This window comes from Sorangium sp. So ce363 (assembly GCF_051520435.1).
GTDB lineage: Bacteria > Myxococcota_A > Polyangia > Polyangiales > Polyangiaceae > Sorangium > Sorangium cellulosum_B.
This window is the reverse complement of record NZ_CP150333.1, coordinates 427,330-446,944: the sequence shown is the minus strand read 5'-3', so window position 1 is coordinate 446,944 and position 19,615 is coordinate 427,330. Positions and strand designations below refer to the sequence as shown.

The following is a 19,615-nucleotide window of genomic DNA, read 5'->3' as shown; positions in this document are numbered from 1 at the left end:
AGCCAGCGCCGCGCTCAACGCGCGGCGCTCTTCACGAGGCCGTCGGTCCTCCCCGTCCTCTGCAGCGCGTACGCGATGCCGCTCTGGAGCGTCCCCCGCGTCACGATCTCTCTGAACTCGATCTCCAGTCCCGTGAGGGTCGTCGCGACCTCGGGGCGGATGCCGGTGAGCACCGCCTGCGCCCCGAGCATCCGGAGAGCCTTCGCCGTGGCCATCAGCGTGCTCGCGACGTCGGTGTCGACGAGCTTCACGCCGGTGATGTCGATGATCACGACCTCGGCGCCGTTCGATTCGACCCCGTGCAGGGCGGTGCTGAGCGCCTGCTGGGCCCGCGCGCGGTCCATCATCCCGATCAGCGGCATGACCATGATCCGGTCGGTGATCGGGATGATGGGGGTGGACAGCTCCGCGAGCCGGTCGTTCTGCACCCGGATGATCTCTTCCTGCAAGGACAGGCGCTCCCGCTCGCTCCGCTCTCGCCCGGCGAACTCGACCCCGAGCCGCTGCTCGGCCTCCTGGAGCGCCGCCGTGCGGTGCTCCAGGTGCTCGTAGAGCAGCGCGTTCTCCACGGCCGTCCCGGCCTGCGTCAGAAGGAGCCTGACGAGCTCCTGCCGCGCCGGCTTGAAGGTGCTCGGGGCGAGCCGGTTCTCCAGGTAGATGATCCCCTTGATCCGGCCCTGGTGGACCATGGCCAGGCACAGGATCGACCTCGGGGCGCACGCGGCGATGTACGGGTCGCCCGCGAACCGGGACTCCTGGGTCGCGTCCGCCAGGATCACGGGCTCCTTCGTCCTCGCGACGTACTGCACGATGGAGACCGGCACGTCGGCGCTCCCCTCGAGCGGGGCGGCCAGGCCCGCCCGGAGCGAGCTCGGCTCCGCCGTGACGACCGCCTCGACGAGCAGGTGCTGTTCCCGCTCGAGGATGAGGGCGCCCTTCTGCGCGCCGGAGTTCTTGATGACGATCTCCATCAGCCGGCTCACGACGCTCTCCAGGACGACCTCGCCCGCGAGCGCCTGCGCAGCCTGGATGACCGCTTCCACGTCGAGGATGCTGGTGCTGAGCCGCGTCGTCGACGTGGTCTGCGCCCTGCCGGAGCGCGATGAGGCGACCACGCTGCGCGGCCCGAGGAGCCCTCCGTCGGCAGGCACGAGGTGGGGAGCGACCCGCGCCAGGCTCTCCACCTTGGCTGTCGCCCCCCACGAGAGGTACGCGTGGTAGGCGTCCGTCATGAAGGCCCGAGCGGACCGGAGCAGCCCCTCGGCCTCGTACAGCTTCGCCGCGATCTCGTTCGCGATCGCCTCGTCGCGCACGAACCGGCTCGCCCTCGCCGCTTCGATCGCCTTCTCGTAGAGCATCATCGCGTCCCGCGTCCTCCCCGAGAGGCGCGCCACCTCGCCCGCCACGAGGGTGCTCTTGTGGGCGTAGTTGGACGGGCTCAGCTCCGCCCAGTGGTTCAGCTTCGCCTCGAGCCTCGCGATCGCCTCCATGTGCTGCGCCCGCTCGCCGTCCGGCGCCCCGTCGCACGACGCCGCGAGCGTCAAGCAGCCGAAGAACACGATCTCCGTCGCCCAGGCGTGGGTCGTCCACCCCACGCTCTGCCGCTCGGCCGTGGCCAGGAACGAGCGCGCGGACGCGTAGTCCCCGTGGAGGTAGCTCAGCTGGAGCTTGAAGGCGCTGTACCAGCTGGCCACGTAGCCGAGCTCCGGCCCCTCGATCGACCTCGTGAACTCGGCCTCGTCGAACGCCCCGCCGCTCAGGGAGTGCCCCCCTTCGGTTCGACCCGTGAGGTTCGCGACCACCTGCTTCGCGCAGACCAGGGCGTGGATCGTGGTCAGGTCGCCGATCCGCCGCACGAGCGCGAGGTTCTGCTCGATCTCGTCCGCGAGCGCGTCCAGATCGTCACCGAGGTTCAGCTTCGCCGCCGCGATGTGCATGCAGCAATACGACGCATAGACCAGGTCGCCGCTCGCCAGCCCGGCCTGGCGGGAACGCCCGAAGCAGTCGATCGTCGCCGAGAGATGCTCGAACAGATGGAGTGTCGCCGCGAAGTAGATCAGCAGCTTGCAGGTGAGGCGAACGTTGTTGAACTTCTCGTTGAGCGCGATCCCGAGCTTCGCGAACTCGTACCCTTCCTCGTATCGCTGAGGGTTGTCCCGGAACAGGGGCAGATCGTTCCCTAGCATGCTGCCGAACGAGACGTACCCCAGGGCGGACGTGGCCGAGTTGCCGTACTTTATCGACAGGTTGATCTGCTTGATCACCACGAGCAAGGCGAGGGTCGGATCCACGGCGTTCGCCGGCGTCGCCAGCTCGCCCAGGAGGCCCAGGGTCATCTGTGTCTCCGCGCTGGAGGCCAGCGGCAGGTCGATGAGATCGGCGATCGCGCGCCCCTCCAGGCTCGCGCGCAAGGCGGCGAGCTCCGCGCGCAGCATCACCTCGCGCTCCTCGGCGGCCTGCGGGAGCTCGACCCCGAGGAGCCCGAGCGCTTCCAGCGCCTGGTCTATCACCCGGTTGATCTGGCCGAGCATCAGGTAGAAGGTCATGCGCAGCACGCAGACCTTCGCGCGATCCAGCGTGCTCTTCGCCTGGGTCGCGAGGACGTCGAACAGCGGCTCGGCCGCCTCGAAGCCGCCGCTCAGGCACCTGCACTCCGCGAGCTCGGCGTGGAGCCCGAACGCGAGCTCGTACTCGCTCTTCCAGCTCTCCGCGTCGAGCAGCGATGTCCCGATCTCGAGGTAATGGACGGCGGCGTCATAGGCCGCCCCCATCTTCGCCCGCTTGCCGGCGTCGAGGTTCAGCCGCGAGAGCGCCCGCTTCTCGCGCTCGTCCGTGATCAGGGCGACGCCCCTGTTCATGTGGCCCACGATGTCGAACAGCTCGGCCTCGGACTGATCTCGCCTGCTGTCCTCCAGCATCAGCCGCCCGATCTGGAGGTGCGCCGCCTGCTTGTCCGCGTCGTCCATGAGCGCGTAGGCGGCCTGCTGCACGCGATCGTGCAAGAACCTGTAAGAGACGTTGAGCTCCTCGCCGGAGCCGTCCTCTGCGACGGCGAGCTCACCGTCCATGGCGATATCGAAGAACCTGGACTCCGCGTCCACGGGGAGGATGAAGCCCTCGCGGAGCACGCCCCAGAGCTCGCGGGCCGCCTCCAGGCGCGACCGCCTCGTCACGATCGCCAGCGTCGTCAGATCGAACTGGTGGCCGACGCACGCCGCGAGGGAGAGGATACGCTGGGCGCGCTCGGGCAGCCGGCGCATCTTGCCCACCATGAGCTCGATCACGTTCTCCGAGGCCTTCGCCTCGCGGATGCGATCGAGGTCCCATGTCCACGAGAAGCCGACGGGGTCGAACGAGAGGAGCCTCTCGGCGTGCAGGCTCTTCATGAGCTGGCTCATGAAGAACGGGTTGCCCCGGGTCTTGTCGAAGATGAGCCTCGCGAAGGGCTCCGCGCGGTGAGGATCGCAGCTCAGCGTGTCGGCGACGAGCTGGTTCACGTCGGCGAAGGCGAGCGGCTTGAGCGTCAGCTCGCTCACCGCCGCCGCCTTCTTGCGGAGCTCCCCGAGGACCACGGAGAACAGGTGGCTCGCGTCGACCTCGTTGTCGCGGTACGCGCCGATCATGAGCATGTAGGGGATCCGCGCCTCGGCCGCGATGGTCTGGAGGAACTTGAGCGACGCCGCGTCCGCCCACTGCAGGTCATCGAAGAAGAGGACCAGGGGGCGCTCCTTGGAGGGGAAGGCGCGGCAGAAGTTCTGGAGCGTCAGCTGGAACCGCGCCTGCGACTCGGTGGGGCCGAGCGCCTGGACGGCCGGCTGAGGGCCGATCAGGAGCTCGAGCTCCGGTATCAGGTCGATGAGGAGCTGCCCGTTCGAGCCGACCGCCGCCGCCAGCCTGCGCTTCCACTGCCCCAGCGCCTCGGCAGACTCCGCCATGATGTTGCGGATGAGCTCCTGGTAGACGTGCGCGACGGCCGCGTACGGCGTGGTCCGGTTGAGCTGGTCGAACTTGCCGGTCGCGAAATACCCTCTCTCACGAACGACGCTCTTCTGGAGCTCGTTCACGAGGACCGACTTGCCGATCCCGGAGTAACCGGAGACCAGGACGGATTCGCTCCCGCCCTGCCTCGTGCGGACCCACGCGTCGGAGAGGAGCGCGACCTCGGTCTCCCGGCCGTAGAGCTTCTGAGGCGCCCGCAGCTCATCGATGTAGTCGTATCGGCCGGCGGGGAACGGCTCGATCTTCCCCTTGGACGAGAGCTGCGACGAGCACTCTTCCAGGTCGACCTTGAGCCCGTGGGCGCTCTGGTACCTGTCGTCGGGGCTCTTGGCGAGGAGCTTCATCACGATGTCGGAGACGGCGCTCGGCACCGCGGGCGATACGGTCTGCGGCGCCGGCGGGGTCCGCGCGATGTGGCTGTGCACGAGGTCCATGAGGTCCGTCGTCCGGAAGGGGAGGACGCCCGTCACCATCTCGTACAGGGTGACGCCCAGGGAGTAGAGGTCCGTGCGGCGATCGATGACGACGTTCAGCCGCCCGCTCTGCTCCGGCGACATGTAGGCCAGGGTCCCCTCGAAGGACGCGAAGCGGTTCGCTTTGTGGGCTTCCTGCGACAGGCGCGTCGCGCTGCCGAAATCCGTCAGCTTCGCCTCCAGCGTCTCCGCGTTGACGAGGATGTTGTGCGGCTTGACATCCATGTGAGTGACGCCTCGTCGATGGATGGACTCCAGGGCGTCGGCGATCGAGATCGCGATTCGGAGCGCGTCCTCCAGCTTCAGCTTGCTCGCGCCGATGATCTCGTTGAGCGGCCGCTCGCCCGCGTCCTCCATGATGAGCGCCAGGCCGCTCCCCACCATCTCGATCCCATAGACCCTCACGACGCCCGGCAGCGCGAGGTCTCGGGCGATGGCGTATTCGTACTTGAGCTTCGCGATCTCGACCGGCAGCGGGCGCTCGCTCTTGAGCCGCTTGATCGCCACCGGGGAGCGGTCGCTCTCTCGAACTCCCCGGTAGACCGTCGTCGCCGAGGATTCGTGGATGACGCCCGTCAATGTGTAAGCAGCCCCACTTGCCATAAATACATTCTCGCGGGTTCGCGTCATCGCAGCAAGGGGATCCCTTACAGCCGCGGCCCGAGGCAGCCGCCCAGGTGATCCACTGGGGTCGCACGTAGCAGCCCGCGGCAGGCGAGCGTCGGAGTCGCGCGCGCCGCCCGTCAGCCCCTCAGGCGCGCCGGCCCAGCAGGAACGCCGCCAGCGCCTCCGCCTTGGGGACCAGCGTGCCCACCTCGACGAGCTCGTCCTTCGTGTGGAAGCCGCTCCCCCGCGGCCCCAGCCCGTCGATGGACGGGATCCCGATCTCGGCCGTCGAGCTGGCGTCGGATCCGCCGCCGAGGAGGGGCGCCTCGGCGTCGCCGAGCCCCGCCGCCCGCGCGCAGGCCGCGTACTCACGGCAGAGCGCCGCGCTCGCGTCGGTCCGCGCGAGCGGCGACCGCGCGATCTCGCCGTCGACCTGCACGGCGGTGCCGGGCACCTCGGCGGCCGCCTCGCGCGCCGCCGCGGCGAGCGCCGCCAGCATCGCCTCGCCGTCCGCGCGGCTCACGAAGCGGAGGTCGACCTGCGCCTCCGCCGCGTCGGGCACCGTGTTCCTGCCCTGCCCTCCGCTCACCTTGCCGACGTTGACGGTCACCCCCCGCCCGTAGTCGGTGAGCTGCTGCGCCCGGTCGACGAAGCGCGCGAGCGCCCAGATGGCGTTCGCGCCCTGCCGGTGCGCGTTGCCGGCGTGCGCCGCCTTGCCCGTGGCCGTCACCGTCGCGCCCCCCGTGCCCTTGCGCGCGGTGATGATCCGGTCCCCCTCGCGCCCCGCCTCGAACACGAGCGCGCACGCGGCGCCCGCGAGCTCGCGCTGCAGCAGCGGGCGCCCCTCGGGCGACCCGACCTCCTCGTCCGCCACGATCGCGAACCGCACCGGGATCGCCGGCAGCGCGCCGATCCGCTCGAGCACCCTGAGCGCCTCGATCACCACCACGAGCCCGCCCTTCATGTCGAGCACGCCGGGCCCGCGCGCGAGCTCCCCGTCCAGGCGGAAGCCCTCGAAGACCCCCGGGGGGAACACCGTGTCGAGGTGCCCGACGAGGGCGACGTGCCCCGCCGGCGACGCCTTGGCCGCCTCGCTCTCCGCCACCCAGTGCGCCGCGTAGCGCGCGCTCGCGAACCGCCGCACGCACAGGCCGGGGATCGTCGAGAGCTCGTTGGCCAGGACCTCGCCCACGGCGTCGCCGCCGCGCGGGTTGTCCGTGAACGAGTTGAGGTTCACCAGCCGCTCGAGGAGCGCGAGCATCGGCTCCGCGCGGCTGGACAGCGCCTGTCGGAGGGCCTGGATCACGGCGCCAGCATGCCACGGAAGCCACCGAAGGCCGAGCGCCGCCCCGCGCGAGGTCGCCGGCGCCCGCTCGCGCTGCCACCCCGCCACCACGCCGCCACCACGCCGCCACCACCCCGCGCGCCGGCGACCTCTGCCCTGGCCGCAGCAGAAGTGGTACGTGTGCCCCTCATGAAATGTCCCAGAGCAGCGCGGAGGCACCCGTGACCACGGCGACGGGCCCGCTCGTCATCAAGCTCGGCGGCGAGGTCGTGGGCGGCCCTGCCCTCGCCATCCTCTCCAGCGACCTCGCGGCGCTCACCCGCGCGGGCGCGCGCGCGATCGTCGTCCACGGCGGCGGCGCGCAGGCCACCCGGCTGCAGGAGCGCCTCGGCATCCCCGTCCGGCAGGTCGCCGGTCAGCGCGTCACCGACGCGGACACGCTCGACGTCATGAAGATGGTCGTCGCCGGGAAGCTCAACGTCGACCTCTGCGCCGCGCTCGTCGCCGCGGGCGCGAGGCCGGTGGGGCTCCACGGCGCGAGCGGGCCCGCTCTCTCGGCGGTCAAGCGGCCGCCGCAGGTCTACGCCGGCGCCGGGCCCGAGCCGGTGGACCTCGGCCTCGTCGGCGACATCACGGGCGTCGATCGCGGGCTGCTCGAGCTGCTCGGGAGCGGCGGCTACTTGCCCGTCCTCGCCTGCCTCGGGGCCGGCGCGGACGGGCAGGCGTACAACATCAACGCCGACACGGTCGCCAACCGGGTCGCCATCGAGCTCGGCGCTGCGGGGCTCTTCCTCGTCAGCGACGTGCCGGGCGTGCTGCGCGACGTCTCCGATCCCGCCTCGCGCATCCCGAGCCTCACGGTCGCCGAAGGGCGCGCCCTCATCGCGAGCGGCGCCGTCACGCGCGGGATGATCCCGAAGCTCGAGGAGTCGTTCGCCGCGCTCGCCGAAGGGGTCCGCCGCATCCACATCCTGGGGCGGCTCAAGCCCGGCGATCTCGCGCGCGAGGCGAGCGAGCCCGGCTCGATCGGCACCGTGCTCGTCCCCTGAGCTGCCTGGCCCACCTCGCCCGAGCCGGCCGCGCGCCGTATGCTCCCTGCCTCCCCGCCGTATGTTACCCGCCTCATCGATGACGGATGCCGCCCGAGCAGCGCTCGCGTTCGTCGAGGCGCACCGCGAGCAGCTCGCCATCGGCGTGGGCGTGTGCCTCGCCAGCTTCATCGCGGGCATGGCGCTCGTCGCTGTCGTGCTCGTTCGGCTGCCCGAGGACTACCTGGAGAGGCAGGAGGAGGCGCCCTTCCTGGAAGGGCGTCCGGCCTGGGTGCGCATGGCGGCGCGCGTCGGAAAGAACCTGCTCGGCGTGATGGCCGTCACGCTCGGGATCCTGCTGTCGCTGCCCGGCGTCCCCGGTCCGGGCGCGCTGGTGATCCTGATCGGCGTGATGCTCCTCGACATCCCCGGCAAGCGGCGCCTGGAGCGGCGGTTCCTCGGGGCGCCGCGGGTGCGCGCCGTCGCCGACCGCGTGCGCGCCCGCTTCGGGCGCCCTCCGCTGCGCGTTCAGGCTGGCGCCCGCGGCTCCTCACCCGGCGCGCCCTGAGCGCCGCGGGCGCCCTGCGCGAGCGCCGCCGGCCCTCCCTTCGGGGCCGCGGCGCGCCGCCGGAGGTGCCACCCGAAGAGCGCCGCAGCGAGCGCGAGCGAAAGCCCCGCCGAGATCCACTCGCGCGGCGCGAGCAGGATGCAGCCGGCCACGAAGGCGCAGCTCGCGAGCGCGAGGCGCTCTTCAGCGTCGGGCGCGTCGGGCGCGTCGGGCGCGTCGGGCGCGTTGGACATCGGGGGCACGTCGCCCTCCTCGTTACCGTCCCGCGCCGCGCGCATCAAGCGCGCCGTGCGGTCGCGATCCTGCCCACAGGGCGTGACCCGGCGCGCTCGCGCGTCGCGCTCCTGGTCGCCTCGTGCGGCGCCCGCGCGGTTGCGGTAGGTAGGGGATGGGAACGGCGAGCGCTCCGCTCGCGCAGCATCGATCTCGACGCCTTATGAACGCAAAAGACGATCGCGACGAGGGTGGGCCCGAGGGCGCGCTCCGGAACGAGGACCCCGGCGAGAGCCACGAAGCAGGCCCGGAGGCCGCCGCCGCGAGAGGCTCCGGCAAGGGCGCGCGCGCGGGCGACGGCGCAGCGCGCGAGGCGCAGCGCGACGACGCCGCGGAGGACGATGGCGCCGCGGAGGGCGAGCACGACGAGGAAGACGGCGCGGCGCCGGAGCCGCCTCCGCGGCCGCGCGGGCCCTCGATGTGGGACATCCTCCGGGACAGCTTCTTCACGTTCGACCGGCGGACGCTCGGCTTCACGCGCATCCTGCTCGGCTTCTTCCTGATCGGCGACCTGTTCCGCCGCAGCTGGGCGTGGTCCGACATGTTCGCGGACATCGGCGTCCTGCCGAACCACGTGAACCTCTGGCGCCCGCAGGGCGGCGGGAACTTCTCGCTCGTCAACGCCTTCTCCACGCCGGGCGAGCTCTGGGTCCTCTGGGCCGTGATCTTCGCCACCTACGTCTGCCTGCTCATCGGCTGGAAGACGAAGCTCATGCAGGTGCTCTCGCTCGTGTTCGTCACGAGCATGAACGGGCGCGTCCTGCTCATCGAGAACGGCGGCTACGTCGTCCACAACCTGCTGCTGCTCTGGACGTGCTTCCTGCCGATGGGCGATCGCTTCTCCGTCGACGCGCTCCTCGCGTCGCTGAAGCGGAGCCGCGAGCGGACCGCGGACGATCTGAACGACCGCTCCGCGCTCGACGACCCCCGGAAGCCGGACGCCTACGTGACGGTCCTCGGGCCCGTCCTGCTGATCCAGCTCTCGGCGATCTATTTCTTCAACGTGGTGCACAAGACCGGCCCCGCCTGGAAGAACGGGACCGCGATCCACTTCGTGCTCTACGTCGACCGGATGGTGACGCCGATCGTGGCGGACATCCGCGACTACGCGCCGAACTTCCTCATCCTCTTCATGACGAAGATGGTGATCTCGTTCGAGGCGGCCATCCCGGTGTGCCTGCTGTCGCCCCTCGGCCGGGTGTGGGCGCGGCGGCTCGTGCTGGTGATGATGAACGTGCTCCACATCGGGTTCGGCATGACGTTCGTGCTGGGCCCGTTCGCGTGGGCGCTCTGCGTGTTCTCCACGCTCCTCATCGGCCGCGAGGACTGGGAGATCGCCGCGCGCACGATGCGGCGCATGCACCGGGCCCGCGTGGTGCTGTTCGACCCGCGCTCGCCGGGCGCCGTGCTCGCCTGCCGCGTGCTGAAGCGGATGGACCGGTTCGGTCTGCTCACCTTCGAGGCGTCGAGCTCCGCGGCCCACGGGCTCTCGGTGCGACGTCCGGGCGGCGAGGCGGCCGAGGGGGCCGCGGCGCTCGCCGACATCGTCGCGGCGATCCCGCTCGGCCCCGCCGTGGCGTGGGTGCTCCGCCTGCCGCTCGTGCGCGACGCGGCGACCGCGGCGATGGCGGCGGCGCACCGCCGCAGCCTGGGCCGGGCGCTCGGCGCGCGGATCCCGGAGCGCTCGGAGATCGCGCCCCCGCCGGCGCCGCTCCGGCTGGCCGGCCGGAAGGTGCTCGCGACGTTTCGCGAGGTCGCCGTGCTCGTGATGTTCGTCGGCGCGGTCAACCAGGCGGCGGTCGAGCTCTGGGTCATCAAGAACCGCTGGAAGGTGCCTCACCCCGAGCCGACGCGCGTCCTCTCGCAGAAGCTCCGGTTCCTCCAGGGCTGGTTCATGTTCTCGCCGAACCCCGTGATGGACGACGGGACGATCGTCGTCGACGCCATCACGGTCGACGGCCGCCACATCAACCCCTTCACCGGCGAGCCGCCGAACTTCGACCTCCTGCACGCGAAGAGCTTCGCGTACACCCAGATCTGGTGCGACTACTTCGCCCGCATCAAGCTGCCGGCGAACACCTCGTACCGGGACGCGATGAAGGAGTACATCTACCGCTACCCGGAGCGCACGGGCCGGCCCGAGGACGCGATCGTCTCCGGGGAGGTGTACTGGGTGAAGGACTGGAACCCGAAGTGGGGCAGCACGGAGAGCTACGGGGAGGAGCGCGAGAAGCTCTTCATCTTCCAGAACCCGAAGGCCCAGGCGCGCGCGCAGGCGGAGCCTCCGCCGGCGCCCGGCGCGCCCGCGGAGCCGCCGAGCCCTGCCAACTAGTACCTCATCGCCCCAATCCTTCCCTAGTTGCGTGTGGGGTAGCGCCGAGCCGTCCGGCCCCCAGGGATTTTGCTCGTGGCACGGGGAGGGGACGGGCAGAACTCGCCTGAGACGTCCTATCGGGTAGGCGCCCCCCGTTGCCAGGGGGGCGCCTCTCACAGAACCGGATGAGTGCTGTTCACATCCGGCTCTTCGGCACCGTAGGGCCACCCACTGTCCCCTGGCACGTTGACAACGTACGCGCAGCATGCTAAGCGCGCCCGTCGACAATCTTTACTTTCTCAAAGACGGCCGCAAAGTCGAATGATCGTACCAAACGATTGAGACAGCGATTTCGGATCCCATGAACGTGCCGTCCCATGGGAGATATCATGAATCGAGTTGACCTGCCTATCATCGACTTGGGAGCTACGGGGAGCAACGAGCCCGAAGCTAGCCAGCGGGCAGCAAAAGAGATCTGGTCGGCTCTGCAGAAGCTTGGCTTTTTCTGCATCTGCAACCACGGCGTGCCAGAGAGCCTCGTCGCAGAGGTTCGCGACAAGCTGCTCGGCTTCTTTCGGAAGCCTGTCTCCGACAAGTTGAAGGCCAAAGGGACCCCCATGCGGGGATACACCGGCCTCACGGAGATCAACTTCAGCGCCGTCTACGGCGAGAAATCCGATACGGCCGATCTATGCGAGCGATTGAGCTTTGGCCGCGAGGTCTCGAGAGAAGCGCGCGCCACGGACCCGTACTATCAGGCGGACTTCGCCAACTTCATAGTCCCGGAGAACATCTGGCCGCCCGAGGAGACGGCGCCCGGTCTCCAGGAGGCCGTATTTGACTACTATGCAGCGATGGAGAGGCTTTTCAACCACATCACGAACCTCATCGGCCTTGCCGCTGACCTGCCGCCGAACTTCTGGAAGCCGTTCTTCTCCAAGCACTGTAGCGCTTTGACCGGCGTCTACTACCCGGAGCCCGCGCCCGAGCACTGCAATAATGCAGTCAGGCGCCTGGCCGAGCACGCCGATCCGAATATGTTGACCATCCTCAGCCCCGGCGAGATGGCAAACGGAGAGCACGCACTCGAGATAAAGCATGAGGGCAGTTGGCACCCGGTGCCTGCAAGGCCTGGCTGCTTCATCGTCAACATCGGCGACATGATGGAGTTCATCAGCAACGGTCGCCTCAAGGCCACGAGGCACCAGGTCGTGACGCCCAGGGAGCGTGCGGGCAGCGAGCGGCTGAGCGTCGTGTACTTTGGCAACCCCAACTATGATGCGGTGTTCGAGACGCTCCCCTCCTGCCTTCCCAAGGGGGCTGCGCCCCGCAGGCAGAGCTACGAGGCATTTCTCAAGGAGCAGCTCGGCAAGATGACAATCTCAACCCCGAGCGCGTAAGACAGATCGACCGGAGCCCGCCCCGTCGATCTCCTGATCGGGCGGCACGCCCGCGCAGGCGCTCCCTTACGCTCCAGGGCTGGCGTCCTGCCCGCCTTCTCCGCGAGGGCCGCTCCCGTACCTAGATCGCCAGTGCACCGAGTCCGCTCTGGCCTGGGCACCCCCGGCGCTCCGGCGCTTCGCATGAGGCGCAAACACTTGGTTGCTCCTACGGTGCTGCCGGCAGCCCGAGAAGCCGACCGATCGCTCCGTGAACGACCCGGGCCGCCTCGTCATCCCCGAGGACGACGGCGCGGCTCAGGATGCCGGCAAGCTCGGCAGCCATGGCGGCCCGAGGCGACGAGGCGGCCGTCGCGAGCTCTCCACGCCCCAGGCTTGCCGGTTGGGCCCCTGCCTTCGAAGGGGTGCGATCCATCACGTCCCGACGGAATTCCAGCGGCTCGCACGGATCGCGCCACTTCGCCACCACAAATTCGTCCTTGGGCGACGAGGTACCAGGAGGAACCACAGCGGGGGGAAGCAGGGGAACCAGCGGAAGCAAAGGGAGCCCAGGGGGGGACGCCCAGCATGGCGCCGAACGACGGGCGGGCGAGGGAGAGAAAACCGCGATCTATGCTTGACAGCGGCGCCCCGGCGAGTAGAGTCCGCGCTCTCGAAAGCGAGGGCCTGTAGCTCAGTTGGGAGAGCGCTAGAATCGCACTCTAGAGGTCGCAGGTTCGATCCCTGTCAGGTCCACCCTCGAAGCAGTTTCATTCTCTTTCTTAGCCGTTCTTCTTCATCCTCCACGCCATCGCTGCTCCCTCGCGAGCGTACGGCCGTGTGAGACGCGGGCCATGGTGAGCGTGCGAGCTCATGCGGTTACGCAGTGACGCACACCGCTCGGGCGTCCGCAGGGGAGGTCCCATCAGCACGGGGGGCAGGTCGCGGCGCGCTGCGCTGAGCGCCCGCCGCGGCGTTCCTCGACGTCGCCCTGTGCCTCGCTGCGCCGAGCGCCCGCGCGGCTGCGGATGGCGCTCACCCGGCCGCGTGCGCCAGGCCCATCCGCGGTGGATGAGGTGGAGCGTCCACCGGGGCGGCGCGCGGCGCGATCCGAGGAGCACATCGGTGCGCGGAGACCGCGCGGCCGATGTGCTCACGCCGCCGGCGCCTCCGCGCTGTCCGCGGCGCGAGGCTCGCCGAGGCGGCGCGGAGGCTCGGATCGCTCACTCGTCGATCGCCTCGAAATCGGCCTTGGTCGCGCCGCACTCCGGGCACATCCAGGAGTCAGGCAGGTCCTCGAACGAGGTCCCCGGCGCAACGCCTGTGTCGGGGTCACCGACCGCCGGGTCATAGACGAATCCGCAGACCAGACACCGATATTTCTTCATCCGTGGTTCTCCTCAAGAGCTCGACGAGAGGAGCCTGACGCTACCACGAGGGCGGACAAGGCCGCAGATGAACCTTCTGGTCCGCAGCTCTCGCCACGGCGCCCAGGTCCTGCGCCACGAGAGCGCGCGCGCCGCCTCGGCGACCGTGGCCGCCGAGACGCGGGCTCAGGGCGGCGCCGGAGCGTCGCGCACCGCGAGCTGCTTCTTCCGCAGCACGCGCGCGATCGGCCAGTAGGCGAGCCGGAGCAGCCACCGCGGGCAGATGACGCCGAGATGGATGACGAGCCACGCCACCACCCCGGGCACCACGAGCGCGAGGCCGCGGTCCACCGCGCGGACCAGCGCGCGCGCGCAGCGCTCCGGGGAGATCGACAGGAGCGCGGGAGGCTCGAGGCCCGTGAAGTTGCCGGCCACCTCGTTGAACTCGGTCCGCACGGGCCCCGGACAGACCTGCGTCACCCGCACGCCGGTGCCGGCGAGATCGAGGCGGAGCGCTTCGGTAAAGCTCGTGACGAAGTGCTTCGTGCCGACGTACGAGGCCATCCCGGGCCCGAACGTCAGCCCGAAGCCGGAGCTCACGTTCGCGATCGCGCCGCGCCCGCGCGACACCATCGGGCCGACGAGCCGGTGCGTGAGGTACGCGAGGCTCGTCACGTTCAGCGCGATCATCTGCTCGGTGCGCGACCACGCGGAGAGATCGAACACGCCGATGTCACCGAAGCCGGCGTTGTTGACGAGGACGTCGACCCCCCCGACCTCGGCCTCGACGGCGAGCAGCATCGCGTCGACCGCCGCCCGATCGGTGACATCGCAGCCGAAGGCGAGCACGGCGAGCGCCGGCCGCGCCGCGGCGAGATCGGCCCGCAGCGCCTCCAGGCGCTCCTTGCGGCGCGCGACCAGCACGAGCGCCCGGGCGCGCTGGGCGATCTCGTGCGCCAGCGCGCGGCCGATGCCCGACGACGCGCCGGTGATGAGCACGACCCCGCTGTCGATCGGCGATTGCACGGCCGACAGGGTTGCCCGGCGCCCCCCGGGCGCGCAAGGGCCCCCTCGCCGACCGGCCTCGCATCGTCCACGCTCCCGCGCTTCCGCCCTCCGGCGTTTCCGCGCTTCCACGCTTCCGCCCTCCGGCGTTTCCGCGCCGCCACGCTTCCGCCCTCCGGCGTTTCCGCGCTTCCGCCCTACCGCAGCTCGCCCGCTACACCCCGCAGGCCGCGCGAGCGCGCGGCGCAACACCTCGAGAAATCGGGCGAAACGGAGAAGCGCACCTCGGAGGAGATAGGCGCGCAGGAGGCACCTCGACATTCATTGCGCTACCTTCGAGACCACGAGTCGCAACCGGCCGGTAACACGCATCACCCCGGGGGCGTCCCCCGCGACCGCCGCCAGCACCGCGCCTTGGCCGGCGAGCGCGGCGACGGGGCGGCCGCGGCGCGCGTTGACGTCCACGGCGGCTCTCTCATACCGTGGACGGCGTCCTCACGAGCCAGGAGACCTCATGCGTTGGCCCTCATCTCTCATCAGTGTGCTCTTCATCGCCGCCGGGCTGGGCGCCTGCGAACGATCCGCGGAGTACGAGCACAAGGCCGCCCCGGCCTCGAACACGGCGAAGCCCGCCGCGACCGCCGCGGCGACAAGCGACGTGAAGCCGCTCGTCTTCGATCCGAAGGACGTCAAGTCCTTCAAGGTCCTGCCCGCAAAATTCGAGACTGACAAGAACACGATCACCGATGACAAGGTGACCCTGGGAAGGATGCTGTGGTACGAGACGCGCCTCTCGAAGAACCACGATATCTCCTGCAACTCGTGTCATGGCCTCTCGAGCTACGGCGTCGACAACAAGCAGTTCTCCTCCGGGCACAAGGGCCAGCTCGGCGGCCGCAACTCGCCCTCTGCGTACAACGCGGGCCCCCACGTCGCCCAGTTCTGGGACGGCCGGGCGGCCACGCTCGAGGACCAGGCCAAAGGGCCTATCCTGAACCCCGTCGAGATGGCCATGCCGGACGAGAAGCGGGTCATCACGACGCTGAAGTCGATCCCCGAGTACGTGAAGCTCTTCAAGACGGCCTTCCCCGACGACAAGGAGCCGATCACCTACGACAACATGGCCAAGGCGATCGGCGCGTTCGAGCGCGGCCTGGTCACGCCGTCGCGCTTCGACAAGTTCCTGGGCGGCGACGACAAGGCCCTTACCACCGAGGAGAAGGTCGGGTTCCACAAGTTCATCTCGCTCGGGTGCCCGACCTGCCACACGGGCGTCGCCGTCGGCGGCTCGACGTTCCAGAAGCTCGGCCTCGTGAAGGAGTTCCCCGGCCTCAAGGACAACGGGCGCTTCGACCACACGAAGGACGAGAAGGACAAGTTCTTCTTCCGCGTCCCGAGCCTCAGGAACGTCGAGAAGACCTTCCCGTACTTCCACGACGGCTCCATCGCGACGCTCGACGAGACGGTGACCAAGATGGCGTGGCACCAGCTCGGCGTGGAGGCCAAGCCCGAAGAGGTGAAGGCGATCGTCGCGTTCCTCAAGTCGCTCACCGGCGATCTCCCGACCGACTACATCAAGCAGCCCGAGCTGCCCCCGAGCGGGCCGACCACGCCCAAGGCCGACCCGACGTGAGCTGATCACGCGGATCACGCGGATCACCTGATTGCGCCGGGAGGGCGGATCGGCTCTGCTCCGCCCTCTCGGATGAGCACGAGCTCCAGCGACGACGGGCGATCCGCGCCCGCTCCAGAGGACGGAGCGGGCGCGTCCGCGGAAGGGGCTCGCGACGCGAGCGAGGGGCGCACCGCCAGGGCGCTCGTCTTCGTGCGCGAGCGCTTCGACGGCGCGTGCCTCGCCTTCCCCGTCGCGGCGCCGGACGTCGCGAGCTTCGGCCGCGACGAGGACGTCCTCGTCGAGCAGCAGCTCTTCCTGCGCGAGCACGCCGCGCGCGCCCGGCCCGAGGCGGTCTCCCGGCTCTCGTTCCCGCAAGGGACAGGGCTCCTCTCCGTGAGCGTCCCCGTCCCGCGCGACGACTTGCCGCGCAAGCTGCGGAACGAGGTGCCGGTGAGCTTCCCCTGCGTCGTCGTGCCGGCCGGCGAGTTGGACGCGCGCGGGCAGACGGAGACGCCGGCGGCGGAGCGCGGCGACAGCGACGCGTGGGTGCTCGTGCCGAGCCTCGGGCACGCGTTCTACGTGGAGGCGGGCGAGCCGATCGAGGCGGCGATCCGGCACGAGGTGCGCCGGCTGCTCGCGTCGCAGGTCCTGTCGACGTGGGAGCACCTGGGGCTCCTGCCCGGGAGCGCGCACCGCCTGGAGGTGCTCCACGCGCCGCTGCCCGAGCCCGAGCGCGCGGGCGGACACGGGCCGCGCGGCGCCTCGATCGTGGAGCGCGCGCGGCGGAAGAAGGCCGTCGAGACGCTCGTCGCGGTGGCGACGCCGCTCCACGTGGCGGCGCAGCGGAGCCCGCTCGCGACGCCGCCGCTCACCTGCCGCGACGCGGAGCTCGCGCGCCTCGCCGCGCTGCTCGACGGCGAGGAGCGCCTCGGCGTGCTGCTCGTGGGCCCGGAGCACGCCGGGAAGACCGCGCTCGCGCTGGCGTACGTCGCCCGCCAGACGCGGCTCGTCTACGCGACGTCGGGCGCGCAGCTCATCGCGGGCATGAGCGGGCTCGGGCAGTGGCAGGAGCGCATCCACGGCGTGATGGAGGCCGCCGCCGCGCTCGACGCGGTGCTCTACTTCGAGAACCTCGACGACCTCCTGGCCGAGCGCGTCGACGGGGGGCACGTGGACCTGGCCGGCGCGATGCGGCCCTACCTCGACGAGGGGCGGGTGCGCGTCCTGTGCGAGCTCCGGGACGACCGGCTCGACGCGCTCGAGGGGCGGCACTGGGCGTTCTTCGCGGGCCTGAGCCGCATCCGGATCGATCCGCTCTCGGCCGGGAGCACCCGGAAGGCGCTCGCCGCGCGCGCCGAGCGCGACGGCCGCGTCGAGCCGCACCGCCCCGCGGTCGCGGGCGACGCGCTGACGGCGCTCGTCGATCTCGCGGAGCGCTACCTGCCCTACAGCGCCTTCCCGGGCAAGGCGGTCCGCCTCTACGAGGACCTGCGCGCCGTGCACGAGCGGGAGCGGACCGCGCAGGGGGAGCCGGTCACGCTCGGGCGGAGCGATCTCCACGAGCTGTTCTCGATGCGCACCGGGATGCCGGCGTTCCTGCTGCGCGACGATCTCCCGCTCCGCGTCGACCGCGTGGCGCGCGACCTCGGCGCGAGCGTGGTCGGGCAGGAGCGCGCGGTGCGCGCGCTCGCCGAGACGATCGCCGTGGTGAAGGCGGGGCTCTCGCCGCCGGACAAGCCGCTCGCGGCGTTCCTCTTCGTGGGGCCGACGGGCGTCGGCAAGACAGAGCTCGCCCGCGCGCTCGCCGGGCTGCTCTTCGGCTCGCCCGATCGGCTCTCGCGGTTCGACATGAGCGAGTTCTCGAGCGAGGGCGCGGCCGATCGCCTGATCCGCGGGACCGACGGCGCGGGCGGGCTGCTCACGCAACGCGTGCGCGAGCAGCCGTTCTGCGTGCTCCTGCTCGACGAGATCGAGAAGGCCCACCGGGCCGTGTTCGATCTCCTGCTGCAGGTGCTCGGCGAGGGGCGCCTGTCGGACGCGCGCGGCAGGACGGCGTACTTCCACAACGCGATCGTGATCATGACGTCGAACCTCGGCGCGGCGGAGCGGCGCGCGCGGGCGGGGTTCGCCGGCGAGCGAGGCGCGGAGCGGCCGGAGGAGCAGGCCGCGCTGGACGAGGCGCACTACCAGCGCGTCGTCGCGGGCGCGTTCCGGCAGGAGTTCGTGAACCGCATCGATCGCGTGGTGCCCTTCCGGGCGCTGACCCGGGCGGAGCTCGCCGAGGTCGCGCGCCTCACGGCGCAGCGCCTCGCCCAGCGCCGCGGGCTGTCCGAGGCGGGCGTCGCGCTCGAGGTGTCGGAGCGGGCGCTCGCGCGGCTCGCCGAGGACGGCCACGCGCCGGCGTACGGGGCGCGGGCGCTGCGGCGCCACGTCGAGGAGCACCTCGCGGCGCCGCTCGCGCGGCTGCTCGCGAGGCTCGGGGGCGACGCGCGGGATCTCACGGTGTGGGTGACCGAGGCGGGCGAGCCTGAAGCGGCGGCGCCCGCCGACGGCGCCGTGGTCGCCCGCGCCGAGACGCCCGCGCTCCGCCTCGCGGCGCGGCGGCGGCGCGCGGCGAAGGCCGCGCAGCAGGCGTTCGGCGTCGAGCAGGTCGGCGAGCTCCGGCGCGAGGTGGACCGGTGGATGGGCCTCGGGCCGCTCGAGCAGCTCAAGGAGCAGATCGACTTCCTGCTGACGCAGCTGAGCCTCGCGAGCGGACCGTCGCGCGATCGGCGAAAGGAGATCGACGCCGCGGCGCTGCAGGCCGAGCACCACCGGCTGAGCGAGCTGTGGGGGCAGCTCGAGCGCGCGCAGGAGGAGATGCACGGCGTCGAGGAGCTCGCCCTGATGGCGCTGCTCGAGGGCGAGGAGGTGCGCGGGCTCGCGGGCGAGGCGCGCGCGGCGTGGGAGGGCGTGCGCAAGGTGCTGCCCCGCGCGCTCGTCGCGACCGAGTCGCGGCGCGACGCGATCACGCTGATCCTGGAGGAGCTCGACGCGGGGGCGTTCGAGCGGTGGCTCGCGCCGCTCCTCAAGGAGCTCCCGCGGCGCGGGTGGGGCGCGACGCTGCACATCGACGGCGACCGGGCCGGGCCCGGCGACGGCGCGTGGCCCGCGAGCCGGCGGTGGGGCCCGCCGCGCGCTCCCGGCGACGTGCTGGACGCGCTCGACAAGCCGAAGCGCGGGTTCCGGAGCGTGCTCCTCCGCTGCACCGGCGCGTACGCCGGGGCGTTCCTCTCGCTGGAGCGGGGGCTCCACCGGGTGGTCGCGCGCAAGCGGGACGCGGGCGAGGCGCCGGACGACGGCCGGCTGCACGTGTTCGTGCACTTCGTCGCGCACGCGGCCGACATCGCCGAGGACCAGTGGGAGCACAGGTCGCTCGCGCCGCCGCCCGCCGGCTCGGCCGCGGCGCGGCGGCGCGGGGCGGCCGCGCGCGAGCTCGACGAGGTCGAGGGCGCGGCGCTGATCGCGGGGCGCAGGGCGCGGATCGCGATGGATCCGGCCTGGTACTTTGAGCGGCTCGACGAGGTCGCGCTGACGCACCTGCTCCTGTTCGAGGACGAGGGGAGCGGGCTGGATCGGAGCGAGTACTTCAGCGCAGGCGGGGACGGCCCGGCGCTGGATGATTTGCCCGACGCCTGACCTGGCAGAGCCACTACCCTGAGGC

General features: G+C 71.2%; 12 protein-coding genes and 1 tRNA gene. 7 read left to right on the top strand and 6 right to left on the bottom strand.

What is annotated here, in order from left to right:
• Window positions 1–14 precede the first annotated feature (14 nt).
• Both WMF12_RS01760 and WMF12_RS01755 read right to left on the bottom strand, forming a co-directional pair.
• Window positions 15–5,075 carry a protein kinase domain-containing protein gene (locus WMF12_RS01760; RefSeq protein WP_437861085.1) on the bottom strand — a complete coding sequence of 1,687 codons (5,061 nt, stop codon included), beginning with the start codon at window positions 5,073–5,075 and terminating at the stop codon, window positions 15–17.
• A gap of 148 nt (window positions 5,076–5,223) precedes the next feature.
• Window positions 5,224–6,384: a M20 family metallopeptidase gene (locus WMF12_RS01755; RefSeq protein WP_437861069.1), complete on the bottom strand. Its 1,161-nt coding sequence runs from the start codon at window positions 6,382–6,384 to the stop codon at window positions 5,224–5,226.
• A 173-nt stretch (window positions 6,385–6,557) separates the two neighbouring features.
• On the opposite strand from WMF12_RS01755, the gene argB reads away from it, so the two are divergent.
• Together argB and WMF12_RS01745 are read left to right on the top strand one after the other, a co-directional pair.
• The gene (gene argB / locus WMF12_RS01750) at window positions 6,558–7,412 is read left to right on the top strand and encodes an acetylglutamate kinase (protein ID WP_437861061.1); all 855 of its coding nucleotides are present in this window, start codon (window positions 6,558–6,560) and stop codon (window positions 7,410–7,412) included.
• Window positions 7,413–7,491: 79 nt separating this feature from the next.
• Complete coding sequence (locus WMF12_RS01745; protein ID WP_437861048.1) at window positions 7,492–7,959, top strand: hypothetical protein; 468 nt, start codon at window positions 7,492–7,494, stop codon at window positions 7,957–7,959.
• On the opposite strand, the gene WMF12_RS01740 is transcribed toward WMF12_RS01745, so the two are convergent.
• Window positions 7,920–8,201: a hypothetical protein gene (locus WMF12_RS01740; protein ID WP_437861041.1), complete on the bottom strand. Its 282-nt coding sequence runs from the start codon at window positions 8,199–8,201 to the stop codon at window positions 7,920–7,922. The two genes, WMF12_RS01745 and WMF12_RS01740, sit on opposite strands and share 40 nt — an antisense overlap.
• A gap of 194 nt (window positions 8,202–8,395) precedes the next feature.
• Between WMF12_RS01740 and WMF12_RS01735 the strand changes: the two genes are divergently transcribed.
• The 3 genes from WMF12_RS01735 to WMF12_RS01725 all read left to right on the top strand — a co-directional run bounded on the left by WMF12_RS01735 (window position 8,396) and on the right by WMF12_RS01725 (window position 12,681).
• Window positions 8,396–10,564, top strand: a complete 2,169-nt coding sequence (locus tag WMF12_RS01735; protein ID WP_437861032.1) for a hypothetical protein — start codon at window positions 8,396–8,398, stop codon at window positions 10,562–10,564.
• Window positions 10,565–10,935: 371 nt separating this feature from the next.
• On the top strand, window positions 10,936–11,946 hold the full coding sequence (locus WMF12_RS01730; protein WP_437861021.1) for an isopenicillin N synthase family dioxygenase: 1,011 nt from the start codon (window positions 10,936–10,938) through the stop codon (window positions 11,944–11,946).
• Window positions 11,947–12,608: 662 nt separating this feature from the next.
• Window positions 12,609–12,681: transfer RNA gene (locus tag WMF12_RS01725), tRNA-Ala, on the top strand.
• A gap of 467 nt (window positions 12,682–13,148) precedes the next feature.
• On the opposite strand, the gene rd is transcribed toward WMF12_RS01725, so the two are convergent.
• From rd to WMF12_RS01710, 3 genes are all read right to left on the bottom strand, one after another.
• A complete protein-coding gene (gene rd / locus WMF12_RS01720) occupies window positions 13,149–13,313 on the bottom strand; it encodes a rubredoxin (protein ID WP_437861011.1) in 165 nt (54 codons plus the stop codon).
• A gap of 165 nt (window positions 13,314–13,478) precedes the next feature.
• On the bottom strand, window positions 13,479–14,318 hold the full coding sequence (locus WMF12_RS01715) for an SDR family NAD(P)-dependent oxidoreductase (RefSeq protein WP_437860981.1): 840 nt from the start codon (window positions 14,316–14,318) through the stop codon (window positions 13,479–13,481).
• 300 nt (window positions 14,319–14,618) lie between these two features.
• The gene (locus tag WMF12_RS01710) at window positions 14,619–14,762 is read right to left on the bottom strand and encodes a hypothetical protein (protein WP_437860955.1); all 144 of its coding nucleotides are present in this window, start codon (window positions 14,760–14,762) and stop codon (window positions 14,619–14,621) included.
• A 49-nt stretch (window positions 14,763–14,811) separates the two neighbouring features.
• Here WMF12_RS01710 and WMF12_RS01705 point away from each other — a divergent pair, with 49 nt between their 5' ends.
• Together WMF12_RS01705 and WMF12_RS01700 are read left to right on the top strand one after the other, a co-directional pair.
• Window positions 14,812–15,930, top strand: coding sequence for a cytochrome-c peroxidase (locus WMF12_RS01705; RefSeq protein WP_437860946.1), 1,119 nt, complete (start codon window positions 14,812–14,814; stop codon window positions 15,928–15,930).
• 72 nt (window positions 15,931–16,002) lie between these two features.
• On the top strand, window positions 16,003–19,590 hold the full coding sequence (locus WMF12_RS01700; RefSeq protein ID WP_437860936.1) for an AAA family ATPase: 3,588 nt from the start codon (window positions 16,003–16,005) through the stop codon (window positions 19,588–19,590).
• Window positions 19,591–19,615 lie beyond the last annotated feature (25 nt).